General features: G+C 40.0%; 16 protein-coding genes and 1 riboswitch. Of the genes, 4 read left to right on the forward strand and 12 right to left on the reverse strand.

Annotated features, from left to right (window positions below):
• Window positions 1-38: 38 nt before the first annotated feature.
• Window positions 39-848, forward strand: coding sequence for a Cof-type HAD-IIB family hydrolase (locus tag QF028_RS25455; RefSeq protein WP_429470039.1), 810 nt, complete (start codon window positions 39-41; stop codon window positions 846-848).
• Between the two features lie 88 nt (window positions 849-936).
• Here QF028_RS25455 and QF028_RS25460 read toward each other — a convergent pair whose 3' ends face one another.
• The 6 genes from QF028_RS25460 to QF028_RS25485 all read right to left on the reverse strand — a co-directional run bounded on the left by QF028_RS25460 (window position 937) and on the right by QF028_RS25485 (window position 6571).
• Window positions 937-2235, reverse strand: coding sequence for a sensor histidine kinase (locus tag QF028_RS25460; RefSeq protein WP_429470041.1), 1299 nt, complete (start codon window positions 2233-2235; stop codon window positions 937-939).
• A 97-nt stretch (window positions 2236-2332) separates the two neighbouring features.
• On the reverse strand, window positions 2333-3007 hold the full coding sequence (locus tag QF028_RS25465; RefSeq protein ID WP_429470043.1) for a response regulator transcription factor: 675 nt from the start codon (window positions 3005-3007) through the stop codon (window positions 2333-2335).
• A 148-nt stretch (window positions 3008-3155) separates the two neighbouring features.
• A complete protein-coding gene (locus tag QF028_RS25470) occupies window positions 3156-3842 on the reverse strand; it encodes a PspA/IM30 family protein (RefSeq protein WP_429470045.1) in 687 nt (228 codons plus the stop codon).
• Between the two features lies 1 nt (window position 3843).
• On the reverse strand, window positions 3844-4257 hold the full coding sequence (locus QF028_RS25475; protein WP_429470047.1) for a hypothetical protein: 414 nt from the start codon (window positions 4255-4257) through the stop codon (window positions 3844-3846).
• A 164-nt stretch (window positions 4258-4421) separates the two neighbouring features.
• The gene (gene add, locus QF028_RS25480; protein ID WP_429470049.1) at window positions 4422-5417 is read right to left on the reverse strand and encodes an adenosine deaminase; all 996 of its coding nucleotides are present in this window, start codon (window positions 5415-5417) and stop codon (window positions 4422-4424) included.
• A 74-nt stretch (window positions 5418-5491) separates the two neighbouring features.
• Window positions 5492-5592: riboswitch (purine riboswitch) on the reverse strand.
• Between the two features lie 88 nt (window positions 5593-5680).
• Window positions 5681-6571: an acyl-ACP desaturase gene (locus tag QF028_RS25485; RefSeq protein ID WP_168245907.1), complete on the reverse strand. Its 891-nt coding sequence runs from the start codon at window positions 6569-6571 to the stop codon at window positions 5681-5683.
• A gap of 323 nt (window positions 6572-6894) precedes the next feature.
• Here QF028_RS25485 and QF028_RS25490 point away from each other — a divergent pair, with 323 nt between their 5' ends.
• Together QF028_RS25490 and QF028_RS25495 are read left to right on the forward strand one after the other, a co-directional pair.
• A complete protein-coding gene (locus QF028_RS25490) occupies window positions 6895-7509 on the forward strand; it encodes a hypothetical protein (RefSeq protein WP_214997677.1) in 615 nt (204 codons plus the stop codon).
• Window positions 7510-7535: 26 nt separating this feature from the next.
• The gene (locus QF028_RS25495) at window positions 7536-8066 is read left to right on the forward strand and encodes a phosphatase PAP2 family protein (RefSeq protein ID WP_429470051.1); all 531 of its coding nucleotides are present in this window, start codon (window positions 7536-7538) and stop codon (window positions 8064-8066) included.
• A 132-nt stretch (window positions 8067-8198) separates the two neighbouring features.
• On the opposite strand, the gene QF028_RS25500 is transcribed toward QF028_RS25495, so the two are convergent.
• A complete protein-coding gene (locus QF028_RS25500; RefSeq protein WP_179195696.1) occupies window positions 8199-9374 on the reverse strand; it encodes an ABC transporter substrate-binding protein in 1176 nt (391 codons plus the stop codon).
• A gap of 368 nt (window positions 9375-9742) precedes the next feature.
• On the opposite strand from QF028_RS25500, the gene QF028_RS25505 reads away from it, so the two are divergent.
• Entirely contained in the window at window positions 9743-10573 is an 831-nt protein-coding gene (locus QF028_RS25505; protein WP_429470053.1) for a metal-dependent hydrolase, read from the forward strand.
• A gap of 96 nt (window positions 10574-10669) precedes the next feature.
• Here QF028_RS25505 and ebgA read toward each other — a convergent pair whose 3' ends face one another.
• The 5 genes from ebgA to QF028_RS25530 form a co-directional block, all read right to left on the reverse strand.
• Window positions 10670-13726 (reverse strand): beta-galactosidase subunit alpha, encoded by a 3057-nt coding sequence (ebgA, locus tag QF028_RS25510; protein ID WP_429470055.1) that lies wholly within the window; start codon window positions 13724-13726, stop codon window positions 10670-10672.
• 71 nt (window positions 13727-13797) lie between these two features.
• A complete protein-coding gene (locus QF028_RS25515) occupies window positions 13798-15501 on the reverse strand; it encodes an amylo-alpha-1,6-glucosidase (RefSeq protein WP_429470057.1) in 1704 nt (567 codons plus the stop codon).
• 15 nt (window positions 15502-15516) lie between these two features.
• Complete coding sequence (locus tag QF028_RS25520) at window positions 15517-16815, reverse strand: MFS transporter (RefSeq protein ID WP_429470059.1); 1299 nt, start codon at window positions 16813-16815, stop codon at window positions 15517-15519.
• A gap of 123 nt (window positions 16816-16938) precedes the next feature.
• On the reverse strand, window positions 16939-17769 hold the full coding sequence (locus QF028_RS25525) for a carbohydrate ABC transporter permease (protein WP_088085250.1): 831 nt from the start codon (window positions 17767-17769) through the stop codon (window positions 16939-16941).
• A 36-nt stretch (window positions 17770-17805) separates the two neighbouring features.
• Window positions 17806-18750 (reverse strand): carbohydrate ABC transporter permease, encoded by a 945-nt coding sequence (locus QF028_RS25530; RefSeq protein ID WP_429470061.1) that lies wholly within the window; start codon window positions 18748-18750, stop codon window positions 17806-17808.
• Between the last annotated feature and the right edge of the window lie 11 nt (window positions 18751-18761).

The raw sequence follows: 18761 nt of genomic DNA on the forward strand, positions 1-18761 counted from the left end.
GCGTAACGACCGTGTTGTGTTTAACGGAGGGGTAGAAAATGACAAAGCCTATTGTGTTTTTTGATATTGACGGTACGCTGCTTGACGAGGATAAAGTGATTCCGGATTCTACAAAGAAGGCCGTTCGTTTACTTCAGGAAAAAGGAGTCCACACAGTTATTGCCACTGGTCGTGTACCGAAAATGTTTTATTGGATTCAAAAAGAATTAAAGATCGATTCTTTTATTTCCATGAATGGACAATACGTCGTGTTTGAAGGGCAAGAAATTTATGCGAATCCTATCAAAACTGAACTGCTTCAGTCCATTACCACTATGACTGCGAGTACGGGGCATGCTCTTGCTTACTGCAGCCATGATGAGTTTACGGTCAGCGAAGGAAATCATCCATTTATTGAATCCAGTTTTGACTCATTGATGATGTCCTATCCTAAAGTAGACGAAGTATTTTATATAAATAGGCCTATCTATCAAGGACATCTTTACTGTAATAGCGGGGACGAAGATCTATATATCAACAGTTTCCCTGATTTCCACTTCGTCAAATGGCATGATTATGCTTATGATTTCCTTCCAAAAGGTGCCTCAAAAGCGGTCGGTATTCGGAAACTGCAAGAGTACTTAGATATCAATAATGAGAACTGTTTTGCGTTTGGAGATGGTTTGAATGACCTGGAGATGTTAACGATGATTGGAACGGGAATTGCTATGGGTAATGGGGTTCCTGAAGCAAAGGCTGCAGCCGATTTAATCACGACGAGGTCTTCTAATCACGGGATTCTCAATGGTCTTATTCAGGTGGGTCTTTTAGAAAAAGAGGCAGCTGTAGAGTATGAAAACAAAAGATAGCACCTGTTCGAATTGGTAGATTTTTAGAAAGTTAGAAGTCATTCAAATTTCTTATGGCGGACAGTGTCAGGCACCGTTCGCCATAAATTTATGCTTTAAAAACAAGTGGAATATAAATCATAAATGTACTCCCTTTGCCGAGTTCACTCGTAACTTTAATGGTCCCTTTATGTGTGTCAACGATCCACTTGGCGATGGAAAGTCCCAAACCATGCCCTCCCATTTGCCGGGAACGAGATTTATCGGACCTGTAAAAACGTTCGAAAATACGCTGATAATCCTCTGGCCTAATTCCGATTCCTGTGTCCTGAACAGAGATACAAAGCTGTTGTCCTACTATTGATAGTGAGAGCTTAACTTCACCGCCCTGCGGGGTGTATTTTATCGCATTGTCTAAAAGTATATATAATAGCTGTGATAGTCTTTGCGGATCACCGACTGTAATCAGCGAACCCAGTGTATTCAATTGGAATGTGATTTGCTTGGAAACTGCCAGAGGACGGACGGACTCAATTGCAGTTTCTGCCTGAGGACGGAAGTCAAAGGTCTCTAGACTAAGTTGGATTGTATTTGAGTCGGAACGGGCTAAGGTTAATAGATCGCTCACCAAATGTGTCATCCGCCTCACTTCTTGCCTCATATTCGAAAGTATTTTCTCCACCATGGCTATCTGTTGAGGTTCGATTGTCATTTCCACCGCATCGATCGATGAGAGCAAGACACTTAATGGTGTTCGTAATTCATGTGAGGCATCTGCCACGAATTCGCGCTGCCTTGTAAATGCACCGCTAATCGGAATCATCGCTTTTTTTGACATAACCACACTCATATAGATGGCGATACCCAAAAACAAGCTGCCTATTGCTATCAGAATCAGCAATAGAGAGTGGAATAACTGATACGTAAATGTAATGTCTTTTCCCACATACAACTGCCCAATGAATTGACCTTTGTCGTAAATGGCTCGACTTGTAATTATTAGACGAATATCTTTAGGCGCCTCACGCGGATGAAAGCCCCCCTTCATTCCCCTTCCGTTTGAATTTCCTTCATCATGCAGTGTTTCCTTTTGAATTTCTCTTTCGTTTTGAAATCTTCCATTTATTAGCTGCAGTAAATCAGAGCGCAAGCGGGGATCCGATTCATTCCCCATGATGATTTCTCCTTTAGAATTAACCACATAATAAAAGAACTGATTGACTCCAGCAAGCACCAATTCTTGGTCATCCATTCCTTGTAGATCATTCTGTTCATTTTTTAATAAATAACTCTCAATAAAATTTGCTTCCTGATTCACTAATGATTGAAGTTCTCGTTCCTGGTTGTTTAGGATAACAACGTGTAGGACGATATAAACGATCGCAATAAAAAGGATTAGAAAGAGCATGAGCAGTCCACCATACATGCGTGTTAATCGGCCTTGTGTGCTCTTAAAAATATCTTTTTCACCTAGGTTTGTGAATGTCTGTATGAATGAGCTAAAATTAGTTACCAAACTTATACCCTACCCCTCTGATGCTTTGAAGCAAATTTTGTTTTCCGAAAGATTGGAGTTTCTTTCGGATTAATTTGACTGTCGCATCTATGGTTTTAGGGGCTACCTCTGAATCAAAGCCCCAGATTCGCTCAAGAATTACCTCACGCGGCAGGACCTGTCCTCTATTTTTCACCATTAAATCTAATAACTGAAATTCACGAGGACTTAGTTGAATTTCCTCTCGATCTAAACGTACAATATGGCTCTTCCGATTCAGAACCAATCCATGAATTTGGATCTCGTCCTCCAAAATTGGTGCATAATTCCTGCGGGAAAGTGCACGCAGCCGAGCTAAAAGTTCGTCAATTTCGAATGGTTTGACAAGGTAATCATCCGCACCAGAATCTAATCCCTCGATTCGGTCACCAACGGTATCTTTGGCGGTTAACATCAGAATTGCACCCGAATAACCCTGTTTACGCAATCGGCTGCAAATTTCTACACCCGTCCCATTTGGCATCATCCAGTCCATGATTACTACATCGTAGTGGGCAGAGGTGGCGTAATAGTAGGCATCTTCTCCGTCTACTACCCACTCAACCTGGTATCCGCCCTTCTTTTTAAGCATATAAACGATCAGCTCTCCGAGACGTATATCATCTTCTGCTAATAATATATTCATGGTATGAACCCCTTTTGAGATAGATTTATAGATGAATCTATTCATCTCTAGTAACACAAATCTAGCATCGCAATCTTAAAGTTTGCTTAAGAAAAGATAATGATATAAAAAAAGAAGCACCATAAATCATGGGTGCTCCTTTCTCGTCCTATTTTACGATTTCTTCTAATTGCAGTACTTTTTCATTTTTTAGCTTTTCAAGTTCCTTATTCAATTCTTCCTCGTTTACAAAGTTGCTGTACGCTGCATCATACTGGGCTAACGGTGCGGAAAACTGCTGACCAGCTTGTACCTCTGCTTCCATCATTAAAATCCGTTCCTCCGCACGGGCCACACCTCTTGTAATGTTGTCCGTTTGGAAGGACACTGTTGCATTTTGAATCTGCTTCATCGACTGCGCCACATTCGCGCGGGATGCTAAAAGGATTTTCTTATGCTGCATTTGGTTATACGTCTCTTTCAGCTCATTTAATTTTTCGATAAGAATTTGAGTTTGGGCTTTAACCGCTTCATATTGTTGCTTGTAAAGGTCTAACTGCTTTTCATGGACTAGTTTCTCTTGCACCGCTAACTTCGCGATTCCATCCTCACTCTGTTCAATTGCTAGTTTTGCTTGACGGGTACGCTTTGCTACTAATCCTTCGGTTTCCAAAATGAGAGCAGCTTGTTTATTCTCCACAAAAATTTGACGAGACAAGGCTTTCTGGCCTTTTAGAATTTCTTGCTCCATTTCTCGTGAATATTCATTTAACATCGCAATTGGATCCTCGATTCCATCTAGTAACCCATTGATTTCTGCCATCGTTATCGTCTTCACTCTTTTAAAAATACCCATTTTACACATTCTCCTTTTTATTGGTTAAATTTTTTTCCCATGTATCTAAAATACTTGCATTTTGATTTATTACCGGTATATGTGAACCCACTGGTGTGTTAATAAATTGTTTCATCGATGAGGCCTTTTCATTCTTTCTAAACCATCTCACTAAGAGAACCACAACAGCTAGTCCAATTAGAAGGCCGAGCCAAGGAACCCCTCCGCCGTGGTGCGGTCCGTTCATAAGCTGGTGAGAACCAAAGCCACCTTGTTGTCCCATGGCCCCTCTAGGTCCAGGGCCATATCCGTGCGGTCCATCCGCATAACTACCATGACTATGGCCTCCAAATAAATAGTGGAGAACATTGACCACCAAAATCATGACGGCGATTCCCACACCCCAGAAAATACCTTTTCTCACTTTCGTATTCATCTCTCTTTCCTCCTTTCTACTTGATACCTGAAGTCTAATAGAGAAAAGTGAAAACTTGGTGAAAGCCTGTCCCGTTATTTAAAATTTCTCAAAAAATAGAAAAGGTGTCAGGCACCATGTGAAAAATTCACATGGTGCCTGACACCTTTCATTCTACTTTTTTCTCAGGGCATAAATTTTTTTAGCATATCCTTTGTTTCGGAATCGGCAAAGCTTGCTTCGACACTATTAAGGTAAATTTGCTTATAGTCATTTTCACTTATATTGAATTCTTTAAATACGATGTTACATTCATTCGCCATTGTAGTATCTGAGACGGTCCGGTTGTCCGTATTAACTGTTACCTTGATACCATCCTTATGAAACTGATAGATTGGATGTTCACTAAACTGGTTCACTGCTTTTGTTTGCACATTACTTGTTGGGCACATTTCAAGGACGACATGTTTTTCCTTCACAATGTTGTATGCTTCAGCACAATCCTTTATGAATACGCCGTGTCCAATTCTCTCTGCACCTAAAAGTTCAACCGCCTCTAATACATTCTTCCCTATGCCTGTTTCACCCGCATGGATCGTAACTCTATAACCATATTCTCTAGCTAAGGCGATCGGTTCTACGAATTTCCCACAAAACCCTTCCTCTTCCGATGCGCATAAATCGATGGCCACTACACCTTCTCCAAGGAATTTCTTCCCCTTCTCAACGACCTCAAAGGCACGGTCCGCAGACATCGTTCTCATACAGGAAAGAATCAAGTTGCCCTTTATATCAAATTGCTTTTCAGCATCCTTCATTCCAGCTAAGACGCTTTGAATGATTTCTTCAACGTCTAATCCCCCTGCTGTATGAAGGAGTGGCGCAAATCTTACTTCCATGTATTTCACATTTTCCCGGTCCGCATCCTCAAAAAGTTCAAAGGAAATCCTTCTAAGATTTTCCGCTGACTGCATAACTAAGTTTGGAATAGAAAATTTCTCTAAATATTCATCTAAGGATTTGCAGTCTAATGGAGCAATAAGCTCTCCTTTTATCTCGTCTATTTTCATAGAGGGTAAACTGATACTCTCTCTCTTTGCGATATCAATGATTGTTTCAGGTCTTAGACTCCCATCTAAATGGCAGTGAAGTTCAATTTTGGGTAAGGTTGCGAAATTCATGTTGGATCTTTCCCTCCTAATTTTTGTTTGGTAAAAAAGTGAAAAAAAAAAATTCCTGATTACGAAGAAAATACACATCCATGTACCTTCTTCGTAATCAGGAATTTATAGGTTCCTGGTAGAGACCCCCAAACCATATCATTGGAGTTATACGAAATTTTTATTAAATTACTATTGCTCAAGAATAATAAATCTTATTTTTATTGTCAAGTGTTTAAGTTTCGATTAAACCGGCAATATTCCCCTTTTTATTCGGAAGCAACTTATTTATTTTTATAAAAACGATCTCTTACTCTTTTCAACCGGGCGTGATAATTTAGAATGTCCAGTCTAGCTTTTTCTGCTTCTGGTGCAATCGGTCTTAATTTTTCCAACTCCCAATAATCAACAATCACATCTAAAACTTGATCAAAATATTCCAAAGGGCCGTAGTTTGCTTCTTTTGCTATAATGGCCATGCGATCTTCAAAATCAGGCATTACTGTTCCAGGCATTTGAAAATTCTTAATAACATGTCCTAAATGATAACAGTAATTGGGTTCTAGTTGCAGATGGAATTTAATCACGTCCCTGTAAAAGGCATAATGCAACGTTTCATCCTTTGCAAGTCGGCGAAGCAGACTAGCTAAATCCTTATCATGCGAACCAGCTACTTTGGCAACATTATTATAAAAAACCATGGTTGCCAGTTCTTGTAAAGAGGTATAAACCATGGTTTCAAAAGGCGTATGGTAATCAGGATTCCAGCCATTCTCAACCGTTTGTTTGTGTAATTGGTGGAGTCGCTTGGGATCTACATTGCGTGTAATTAATAAATACGTTTCAATCAGGTTTGAATGCTGATCTTCTTCCGCAGTCCAAGTATGGACAAAATCTTTAATAACCGTTAAAGAACCCTTAAACGTTTGATCGAGATGAGAGGTAAACCATGGCAGGTTTACTTCGGTTAAAAGAGCCGTTTCAACCGCAGTAATAATGGACGGCGGCAGTGTGACCTGACTTTCATCCCAGGGAACACGTCGAAAATCCATAGCCTTATCCCATGGTAAGAAATCATGGTAACCCCAATCTATTTTTTCAGACCGTTTTTTATGTTCTTCATATAAATCAATAAGTTTAGGCTCTAACCTAAAGTCCAAATCATTCGTTAACATCATAATCCCCCGTTGTTGTAAAAATTTATTTAGGTTTCCTGACAAGCGCTATTTCCAAATTCCAAAAATAGGACCACTTATAAAATCTGGAAAAATAGTTATTTTAATATCTGATATTAGTACCTACTACCAACCAAATTGTAGCACACTATTCTGAATTTATCTAACTGAAGGGATTTTTAATATTCTCAGGTGTCAGGCACTCTATTCATGATGAAGATGCTGAATCTTACAATTTCTTTACATTCTTTTAACACCAGCTTAAGAAAAAATTCTCTATTCCCTTATACAATAAAGTAAATAATATCAATTGGAGGGATTGGATGAAGATTACCGTTGCTGGAGCAGGATATGCAGGGCTAGTCACAAGTGCTTGCTTAGCAGAATTAGGGCATATGGTGACATGTATAGACATTAAGAAAGAGAAAATTGACATGCTCCAAAATGGTCGTTCTCCAATTTTTGAGCCTGGTCTTGAGTCTCTTTTAGAAAAAAATCTCCATAACGGTCAACTGAATTTTACAGTGAGCCATCATCAAGCCTATTCAGAGGCTGAAGTCATTTTTATCGCGGTCGGAGCACCAAAAAAACATGATGGGTCACGGGATCTAAAATACATCCATGTAGTTTCACACACGATTGCTCACTATATCGAAAATGATGTAACCATTTGTACAATAAGCAAAGTCCCAGTCGGCACAAACGATCTTATCCAACAAATTATTAATAGAAGCAAGCCCCCTAACCTACTCGCAAACGTTGTCACCAATTCCGGGTTTCTTCGGGAAGGTTCTGCAATCCAAGATTTTTTCCACGGTGACCTAATCGTAATTGGAACCAATCATCCTGAAGCAGCAACAATAATCGAAAAAATTTATCAACCATTGAAAATCCCAATAATAATAACAGACATCCGAAGTGCTGAAATAATTATATAAGCATCGAATGCAAAGGGGAATAGACAATGATAAGAATGCTACATGTATTTTATGGTTTTGAATGTAGAGTCCTACAGAAAGTAAACAGCCATTTTGATAAAAAGCTATTAAATCTTTTTTTTCGCACGGTTACACACCTTGGTGGAGCTAGAATAACTATCGCGGCGACATTTTTTCTCTTATTCCTCTCGCCAAGGGAGATCAGATTGATTGCCATTGCTAGCGCACTTGCTTTATCAGCAAGTCATATACCTGTACATTTTGCAAAGTTGCTATTTCCTCGTAAAAGACCCTATTTAATGATTGAAAAAACAAAGTTTCCTGCTAACCCATTACAAGATCATTCTTTTCCTTCAGGGCATACTACGGCAATATTTTCAGTTGTGACGCCATACGTCTTATTCATACCTCTACTTTCTTATGTCCTAATCCCTTTAGGGCTATGTGTAGGCATATCTAGAATTTACTTAGGTCTTCACTATCCTTCCGATGTGATTGCTGGAGGAATTCTAGGTACCCTCTCTGGGAGCCTATGCTTTTATTTATTGTGGATATGAGAGATACAATTAGGAGGGATTATATGAACCAATAATGTAATCGAAGAACAAAATGGACAAAAGTATGCATGATTAATTTAAATAAAAAAAGTGAAATGGAAGGACCGTCCTTCCATTTCACTTTTCGCAATTTTACGGATTAACTTTAGTGTTAAACACTTGCTTACCGTCTTTATATTCTAAAACAGTTGCAGATTTAATTGGATTGTGGTCTTTATCGATAGTGATCTTACCTGTAATCCTAGACAAATCTTTTGTTTTCTCTAATGCTTCTTTAATCTTTGTAGTATCCGTACCGCCAGCGCGCTCAATCGCATCAGCTAATAGATAAACTGTATCATAGCCAAGAGCATTAAATGCATTAGGTGATTCACCATTGAACTTTTCTTTGTATGTCGTTACGAATTTTTGAATATTTTTATCTGGATCTTCAGATGTGTAATGGTTTGTGATAAATGTATTATTTAAAGCGTCAGCTCCAGCTAATTCCACTAACTTCGGTGAATCCCAGCCGTCTGCACCCATTAAAGGAACAGTGATACCCATTTCACGAGCTTGTTTCACGATTAAACCAACTTCTTCATAGTATCCAGGAATAAAAATGAATTCTGGATTTTTGGCTTTAATTCGAGTTAAGGTTGCACGGAAATCAGTATCTTTCGCAACATATGCCTCTTCGGCTACCACTTTACCGCCAGCCTTTTCATATGTCTCTTTGAATGAAGCTGCTAAACCTTTCGCATAATCACTAGCGCTATCTGCAAAAATAGCTGCATTTTTTAAATTTAATTCCTTCGTAGCGAAATTCGCTGCAACGATCCCTTGGAATGGATCAATAAATGAAGTACGGAAGACGAATTCGTTCAATTTTCCATTATCACCCACGGTTACGTTTGGACTTGTTCCCGATGGAGTTAAAAGAATTGTTTTTGTATCATTTGCGATTTGAGCCTGTGCCACCGTATCACCACTAGTTGCCGCTCCAATAATGGCTGTAACTTTGTCTTGACTTGTTAATTTAATGGCACCGTTTGTAGCTTCTGCTGCTTCGGACTTGTTATCCACTTTAATAATCTCTAGCTTTTTACCCTTTACTCCACCAGCTTTATTAATCTCATCAACTGCAATATCGATACCGTTCTCAAGTGACTCCCCGTAAGAAGCAACCCCGCCGGATAACTCTAAGTTAACTCCAACTTTAATCGTTTTACTGTCACTGCCTGAACTTTTTGGTGCTCCTGAACAACCTGCAAGTATTCCAGCTAATAAAGTGGAAGCCATAAACATTTTTGCCCATTTTTTCTTCATTATAATGACCTCTTTCTTTTTCTGATTTTTCTGACATAACAAAGCGTAGATTGATAGCCTTTTATGATTCAAAATACTTTTGTTTACTGTCTTAACTAATTGATAAATATTATTTTAAAACAATTTTTTCGATTCGTCTAGTATATTATTCGATTTATTTAAATATTTCTGATTTTTTTGATTAATAGTGTTTTTGGCAGCGCTTTCTTTTGCGTATCACCAATAAATTTCTATTCAAATCATGTTTTGTGGTTCACAAAACATTATACATAAATTTTATCGATGTATGAATAATCCGATAATGGTTCTTATTATTCAGTTGAAAAAATAATATGGTATAAGAGAGTCTCATTCTGAAGGTTATGGGGGTGTTTGCTCTGAAAATATTACGGCTTGGCCATGCCATGTACGTTCTAAAAAGTAAGATTGGGAAAAAGTATCTTATTGATCCATTCTTTGATTTAAATCCTGGCTTTCCTCCGCAATTAAATACTGCTGATTTCTACCAATCTATTGATTGTGTATTTTTAACCCACGGTCATTTTGATCATACAAGCGGTCTTCCGAAGTTGGTTGAACATAAACCTGATATTATGATTGTGGCACAATACGAGCTGGCGCTCATCCTTTTGCAGCAAGGAATTAAAAATGTCCTTCCCATTAATTTAGGGGGTTCTGTTTCCTTTGAGGATGTAAATGTAACAATGGTACAGGCAAAACATACTTCTTCCTATGGTGAAACCCAAGGTCCACCCGTATATGCCGGTGAATCGGCAGGTTATATTTTTGACTTTAATGACGATTATACTCTTTACCACTCTGGTGATACGGCATTAATGTCAGATATAAAGTTAATTCAAGATGTATATGAGCCGGAAATTGCGATCCTTTCTTCAAGCGGCCATTTTACAATGGGACCAAAAGAAGCGGCCTATGCTGTAAAAAACCTATTAAAAGTTAAATATGTGATTCCCAGTCATACCTTTCCGACACATGAAACAGCTGCCTCTCCTGAATCATTAGCCCAATTATTAAAGGCTTTCCCTGTTGTTGATTTTATGATTGATAAAGACAACGAGTTAAAAGAATTATTAAAGGATTATCCAAAAACAGCCGTGATTACACTTTCTTATGGAGAAGAAACAGAGTTCGATAAAAACCTTTGGTCAGAAGCTTTAGTTAATAAGGAATTCTCATGATTAGCGAGGCACCCTTTGAGAGGGTGCCTCATTTTTAAATAAAAGAGTGTCAGGCACCGTTCGTGGACATTTGTCCACGAGTGGTGCCTGACACCTTTAGCTCTGTTCTCTTCCAAGTACAACAGCTGTGGTATTTTTAGTATTGAAGGAAGAAATCCGAAATGAAAGGGTAAAGTCTTCGAATTTACAACGATATTTTTCTAGTTGGTCCTGCCCGCAGGAATTGCTGCCGAGGCCGTTTTGTTTGTAGTCTATATTCAAGACTATGTAGTCACGCGGCTTTAAATCGACCGTATGCTTGGCAAGTTCTAGGTCACTAACTTCATAGTGTGAAGCACTGAAGTCAAATTTGTCATCAGCGATGAAAATGAGGCCATTAGACTGACGATCAGTTATGCTTACCCAGTCACAATCAGAACGGTTGCCGTTTTCTTGCGGTTTCACGTAGTTTGTGAACAACTCATCAACTGTTTGACGGTAAACACCTAAGTGATTTGCTTGCTTCGAATCCACATAACTTTCACCAGGTCCTCGGCCGCGCCACTGAGTATCGATAAACTCTTTAGTCAAGCGCATATTCACACCGAGACGCGGAATCATGTCCGGTGCATTTTCTTTCATACCGGATGCAATCCCATTTATGCTGCAAAGAATATCACCATCCGGATAGATTCTATATTGATAGTTTATTTGATAGTACCAAGAACTGTTTGTTGTACCGTACAGTGCATCTGCATCCCATTCGAATACTCCGTCTTTCAACTCATAGCGGATATCCTCAACAATTTCATGTCCGAGATGCATGAAGTATTTTGTTCGATAATCAGTAAGCAAGTACATATCATTGTCAATTGGTGCACGCCAGAGGTTGAACTGCGGACCCTTTTCAATCTGGATTTTCCCATTTCGGGTAACTTGTTTTAGTGTTCCTTTGACGCAATCGAACGTGATGGTAAAATCAGTGCCACTAACGTTTAGTAGCGCTCCCTCTTTTTTAATGAGGAGCTCGCCATCACCGTGAGCTTTTGGTGATTTTGGCTTTCCTGGGAGCACAAAGGAAGCGTTCGCTAATTCATGTCCTTTCGGTGCCCAAGGTGTATCCTGATTTAATTTATATGAAAATACAAAATAGTAATGGGCTCCACTAACTTTTTCAATGTCCTGTCCAACTGGCAAATGAATCTCTGCTATTTCACGCCCAGCTAGTTTTGGAAGCTTTACATCAAAGGAATCAACCAATCGATCATCCTCAAATAACGAACATGTTAAATCCAAATGAGCTAATGATAAGAAATCATATCGATTCATCAGACGGAAAAGGCCCTTCTCGATATCAATACATTCTGTTTGAACTGGTTCAATCACTTTTTTATACTCATATAGACTTGGGGAAAGTGAACCATCCGGCATGATTAATCCATCGATACAGAAGTTTCCATTCGTCGGGTCATCACCAAAATCACCGCCGTACTGATAGTAAACTGTACCATCCTCTGCAACAGCTTCAATTCCGTGGTCAAACCATTCCCAAACGAATCCGCCTTGGAGTTTATCATACTGATAAAATAAGTCCTGATATTCTTTGAGATTTCCAGGCCCATTCCCCATAGCATGGGCATATTCACAAAGAATATGGGGTTTTTTAGACTTTTCAATAACCTGATCCATTGTCCTTCTTTCCTTATGTTCAAGCCATGTATACATCGTGCTGTATACATCGGTCACCTCTGCTTCAAAATCTCCCTCATAATGAACAAGGCGCGTTGGATCCATTTCCTTTGCTCGCTTGGCCATAGCTCGGAAATTATCACCAAATCCAGACTCATTCCCTAGCGACCACATGATAATACAAGGATGGTTTTTATCACGCTCAATCATCCGCTCAAGCCTTGAAACATATGCCGTTTCCCAGTCTGAATCATTACTGATCCAATCATACTTTCCTGTCAATTCAAAGCCGTGACATTCTAAATCCGTTTCATCAATCACATACATCCCGTATTGATCACAAAGATCATAAAGGTATGGAGCATTCGGATAATGAGCCGTACGGATTGCGTTGATATTGTTTTGCTTCATTGTCTTGATGTCGCGCTCAATTTCCTCTCTCGTTACCACTCGGCCTGTCCTCGGGTTGTAGTCATGACGATTCACGCCCTTGAACTTAATGGCCACATCATTTACGAGGAATGTATCCCCGGCCATGACTATCGAGCGGAATCCTACATGCTGATACACCACCTCAATAATTTTTCCATCTTCCATTACTGTCATATAGAGGTTGTATAAATAGGGCTGCTCTGCACTCCATTTTAAAGGTGACACTATATACTTGCTTAAAGGCTCGTTTGCCTTTCTTTCCTCGATAAAAACTGGCTTGCCTTCTGGATCAATTAATTCATAGGTAATGATTTGGTTGCTCTGTTCCGTCAGCTCAACCAAAACAGTTAAGGTCGCATTCTTCCATTCTCTATCAAACTCTGTCGTTACGGTAAAGTCATATACGCCAGAAACCGGCCGAGTATATAGTTCAACATCACGGAAGATCCCGCTCAGCCACCACATATCCTGGTCTTCAAGATATGTCCCATCTGACCACTGGAACACACGGACAGTCATAGTGTTTGGACCTTGTCTGCATAGTCTCGTAATATCAAATTCTGATTGAATCCGAGCGCCCTTACTAAACCCAGCGAATTCTTCATTTACATACAATTCGAAGGCAGAATCGACACCATTAAAACGAAGGATTAATTGTTCTTCATCCAAATTGCGATCGAGCTCAAACTCTCGACGATAAATGCCCGTTGGGTTTTCGGTTGGGACGCGGGGCGGAATAATCGGAAAATTGTACCACAGATCAGAATAATGCATCTTCCCGTAGCCTTGCATTTGCCAGTTGCCGGGAACAGCAATTTCGTCCCAATCATTCGTATCCAAATCGTCATCATAAAAGCCATCCGGCCAATATTCGGGAGCTTCGAGGAAAACAAATCTCCATATTCCGTTAAGGTTTTGATAGTAGCGACTATTGGCCACATCATGTGTTTCAGCCGCACTAAGTGAAGGATAGCTGATAAAGTGAGCACGGGCACTTAAGCGGTTTATACCATCTGTATGGATGTCTTCCCATCTTTTTAGTTTTTTCATCATTTAACCTCTCAATCGTTAATATGTTTATTCCAAAACGGAATGTTTTTAGATGAAGACGATTTACCTTCTCTTTAATCCTTTATTGAATCCTCTTGACTAAGATGTTGTCCAAGGATAAGGAATACGCTCGAGGTCCATGTAAATGCCGGATCACGAAGTCCAGATCCAGTTAGAGCATCATAGTTTTCCGCCATGCCTGACTTGGTTGCCATTGCACAGAATTTCTCTGCCACCTCGAGAGCTAATTTCTTTTCACCGGATGAGACCAAACCATCTACTAGAAGCATAGTTGTTGGTGCCCAGATTGGGCCGCGCCAATACCCATCTTCCCTGTAAAATGGACTGTTTGGCAGCTCTGTTGCCAATCCATATTCTGTTAAAAACCCCTTGGTCTTTATATCTTCTACCAATTTCTTTAAGATTTCCGGTGGAAGCCTATTTCCAAGAATCAGAGGAACATACAAAACTAGACTGTCAGATTCGATTATTTCATGTGTGCCTGACCGTTTTGCTACAAATCGTTGTCCGTTCCAAAAATGTTCAATCATTCTATTTAACAATGCTTGGGACTCATCCATCCATTTTCTAGCTTCCTCATTTTTTCCAAGCTTACAGGCTAATTCCGACAAAACTTCCATTTGCAGCACTAGAAAAGATGATAGGTCGGGACTTTCAACCGGAGTCCCTTTGTGGAAAATTGTACTATTATCCCAACCACTGTCATTTCCGTGATTGTATTGCGGGATCCCATCTTTGTCACTGTCCTGGAAAGTCAGCCACCACTTCGTCCATTTAACAAGTGGCAGATAAACTTCTAGCAGTTTCTCCACAGTAACAAAATCGTTTTGTTCCCACATGTACCTTAGTGTCCAGCCATGGATAGGCGGTTTTGTGAAATTCCACAACACAGACCTGTTATTGGCGAAGTCTGGCAGCATCCCAGATTCATCCTGCAAATCAAAAAAGATCATAAACTGATCCCAGGCGAGGTCGGGGTTATTTTTTGCTAACGCCAGGGCATTAAAGCAGTGATCCCAGCTCCAAATGTTTGTCATCCAGTTCTTCGACATGTACATCGCGGGCCTGGTCAGGATTCCTTCAGGCGCCACCACGCATGACCAGGTAACATAAGCCGCCATTTCTTTCCCTCGGACATACTTTTCAGGAATCTCCAGGGCATTCTCCACCCAAGACTCATATTCCTTTGAAACGGTAACGTGCCCTTCCGTAAAAGCTGAGTAGGAACGGGGCTGGTAAACGGTTGTAAATTCCTCTATTACACCTTCCATCTCCCCGAAAGGATGCTCTGGAAGAAAGTCGACAATAATTTTTTCACAACGCTGTTCAATGAAAGGTGCATCCACGACGAGGCATCCTTTTATCGAAGTAAGCATATACCGCATTTCCTGACGGGAGTGATTAACTTCCCAGCGATCATCTTCCACAGGAACAGCATAATCATAAGCTCCGGTAATTCCTGTCAGTCTGACCCCCACGCTATGACTTCTTATCTGTAAAACGCGGGCTTCTGTTATACAAAATTCTGCAAACCCAACCTCATTTTCGAGCCGGAGCATGCTCGGACTTAGTACTGCCTTATATGGCAGGAGGTTCCCCTCATGTATAAGATCAATTCGGAACACCTCGCCAAACTCATTGTCTCCATTTCGGATATTACGGAGGTAGAGGGGGCTATCACCCTCCTCTTGGTGATTTGGTGAAATTGTCATAAATGAACCATAACGGCTAAAGGGGATTTTTTTTATATCAAACATAAACTTCACTCTCTTTCACCATTCATTTGTTATCCCATCCTGGTTGTTTACTCGGAATTCTGAATCTGCTTCAAAGAATTTCGGTCTGATAATATAAGTAAAGTACACATATCCAAGCAGGAGAAGCAGACCGGCTAAAATAAACGGAAGTGTATAATTTTTTCCAGCTAGGATGGTGCCGACTAGAAATGCAGCTAATGCAGAACCAATGCTACGGAACACGGCTCTCATCCCCGCATACAAATCACGTTCCTCATCCTTAAATGATGACATCGATAAACTGTCAACCAGATTGGTCAGCATGGTAAAAACCCCGCCCCTTACTAATAAAAGTGTCGAAAAGAAATAAGGATGGATGTTTAAAAATAAAATAAAACAAAGAAGGATATTCACCATGTAAATATAAAGAAATGTCTTTTTCACCCCGAAGCGGTCAATCAGTGCCGGAGAAAAAACAGAACCTATAAACAATGCCAGACCATTTAGAGCCAGTAGCATCGACACAGCCTCATTCGAGAAATCGAAACGGAACTTAATAAATAAATTCAAGTAAGGCTGAAGGCAGGATACTGCACCGCCAGTAATCAGTGCGAAGACAGCAAATAACAGCAATTTTCGCTGAAAATCACTCGAATGCTTACCTTGCCTTTGAAGGAAAGCATTCGGTTCAGAACCTGTTTCCCTTCGCTGGTTTAAATCCTCCCGTGTAACTTTTTTCCTTCGCTGCTCTGCAGGAAGCAGGCCTCCTCTTACACAGGCTAATAATAGAAACAATATTGAGGTAGTAATTAATGTATTTTGGTAGCCTTTCTCTGAAAGTTCAATCCAATTAGGCAAAAAACCGCCAATTAGTGTTCCCGCTCCCGTAAATGCAGTAAAGACTGCGAATAAAAAGCTATAGGCCTGGGTTTCTTCCCTTTTTGAACGGCTATAATGGAACAACAACTGTATTTCCGTCGTTTCCACAAGTGTTAGGCCAATGGACACCACAAATTGAGCCAAAAAAAAGAATGCAAAGCCTTCTGCAAAAGCAAAAATGCTGCATCCAAAGGCAATACTTGTTATCCCTGTAACAAGCAGCTTTTTCCGACCTGCTTTTTTAGCCAGGATGCTCACAGGAATTGCAAAGATTCCCATTACTAAGATCCCCATCGATGTGATGAGTCCAATTTGCTTTTCTGTAATACCCATTTCAATTAAATGAAGGTTCAAGATCAAGGTAAACATTCCAATGCTCAGCCCGTACAGTGATTCAGTGGCCAAAAAACGTTTCACACCAGACGGCATAGTAAGAAATCTTAATGACTGTATCATAGAGTGTTTCAACCTTTCATTTTTCAAAAAATTTCAGAGGAATCTCCCCTTCAATAAACTAACTAATCAGAAGGGCTTATCCCTTCTGATTATTTCCTGTTTTGCGAAACAAATAAATACTTGTTATCCCTTTACCCCTGACTTAGAAACATCCTCCACTATATAGCGCTGTGCCGCGAAGAAGAGAACAAGCGGTGGTATGCTGATTAGGAAGGTTATCGCCATGATTCCTTCCATATCAACGCCAAACATTCCTTTGAACTGCGCAAGTCCAAGCGTTAGTGTATATTTGCTCTGATCATTCAAAAACACAAGCGGTCCTAGGTAATCGTTCCAGCAATTCAACATGCTGAACACCCCAACTAGAATTAATACCGGTTTCATGAGCGGAAGATAAATTTTATAAAAAATTTGAAAAGAGTTGGCTCCATCTATTCTTGCTGCTTCATCCAGTTCTTTTGGTATGCCCATGATAAACTGGCGCATCAAGAAGATATAAAATGGGGCACCGAACCAGGCTGGAACAATCAACGGTTTCAACGTGTTAATCCAGCCAAGGAAGTTAAATTCCATATATAAAGGAATCATGGTCACTTCCCACGGAATCATCATCGTGGCAAGAAGCACCATAAACAAGAAGTCTCTTCCTTTAAATGTAAATCTTGCAAACCCATAGGCCACTAGCGATGAGGAAACAATTTGGCCAAGAGTTGCCAAGATTGTTACCGTTAGTGAATTCATCAGAAATTGCGTAAATGGCTGAGAAATCCATGCTTCTTTAAAATTCTCAAAATGAAGACTGGAAGGAATCCACTTTGGCGGGAACAGATAGAGCTCTTCGGGCGATTTTAACGATGTCGTCACCATCCAAAATAATGGCGCCAAAAATAATAGCGAGAAAAAGATTAAGAGACCGTATATAAAGGTTTTTTCAACCCTGCTTTTCATTTTCATAGTAAAACCCCTCGTATCAATAGATTGGCTGCGATTTTATTTCTTCTTCACTTCTCCTTCGTAGTACACCCAGGCAGACGAGGATTTAAATACAAGCATTGTTAAACCTAAAACAATCAAAAACATAAACCACGCATTTGCGGAAGAATAGCCCATTTTAAAATATTTAAAGGCATTTTCATAAACATACATTGCGTAAAAATACGTTGAATTGAGCGGCCCTCCGCCGGTTAATAGCAGGGCTAACGTCAATTGTTGAAAGGCAGCAATAATCGTTGTGATGACATTAAATAGAATGGTTGGCGTCAAGAGCGGTAAGGTAATTTTGAAAAACTGAGTTATTTTATTAGCTCCATCGATGGATGCAGCTTCATAAAGTTCACCCGAAATACCTTTTAAACCTGCCAGGAAGATTAACATCATCGTACCTTGACCCCAAAGGCTTGCAATCACCATCGCAATAAGTGCCCAGCCCGTCTCATTGAGCCAGTTAGGACCTGTGATATCAACCAAGGAAAGAAAGTAATTTAGAATACCGTATTCACCGTTAAATACCCATGCCCAGATCATCGCAAGAGCAACGCCGGAAATGACGGATGGGAGGTAGAAAAAGGTTCGGAAAAAGGAGTGACCTTTAACGTCTTGATTCAACAAAATAGCTAAAACTAGGGCTACAATGATATTTAAAGGGACGAACAAAGCGGCGAATTTCACCGTTACCCCAAGTGATTTCCAAAACAGCGGATCATCCATAAACATGGTCTTATAGTTATCAAGCCCGATAAATGTCGCCTCACCGACAACCGGCCAATCATAAAAGCTGATAAATAGAGAATATAATAACGGTCCGAGCGTGAAAGCAAGAAACCCGAACACCCATGGGGAGATAAAAAGAAGTGGGACAATCTTGTCCCACTTTATTTTCTTTTTCTTATTTATTTCCACATAGGGTGTTGGAGAAGCCGGTAAAGAATTCAACATGAACACCCCAT

The organism is Neobacillus sp. B4I6, from assembly GCF_050434045.1.
In the GTDB taxonomy this organism is placed as follows: Bacteria; Bacillota; Bacilli; order Bacillales; family Cytobacillaceae; genus Neobacillus.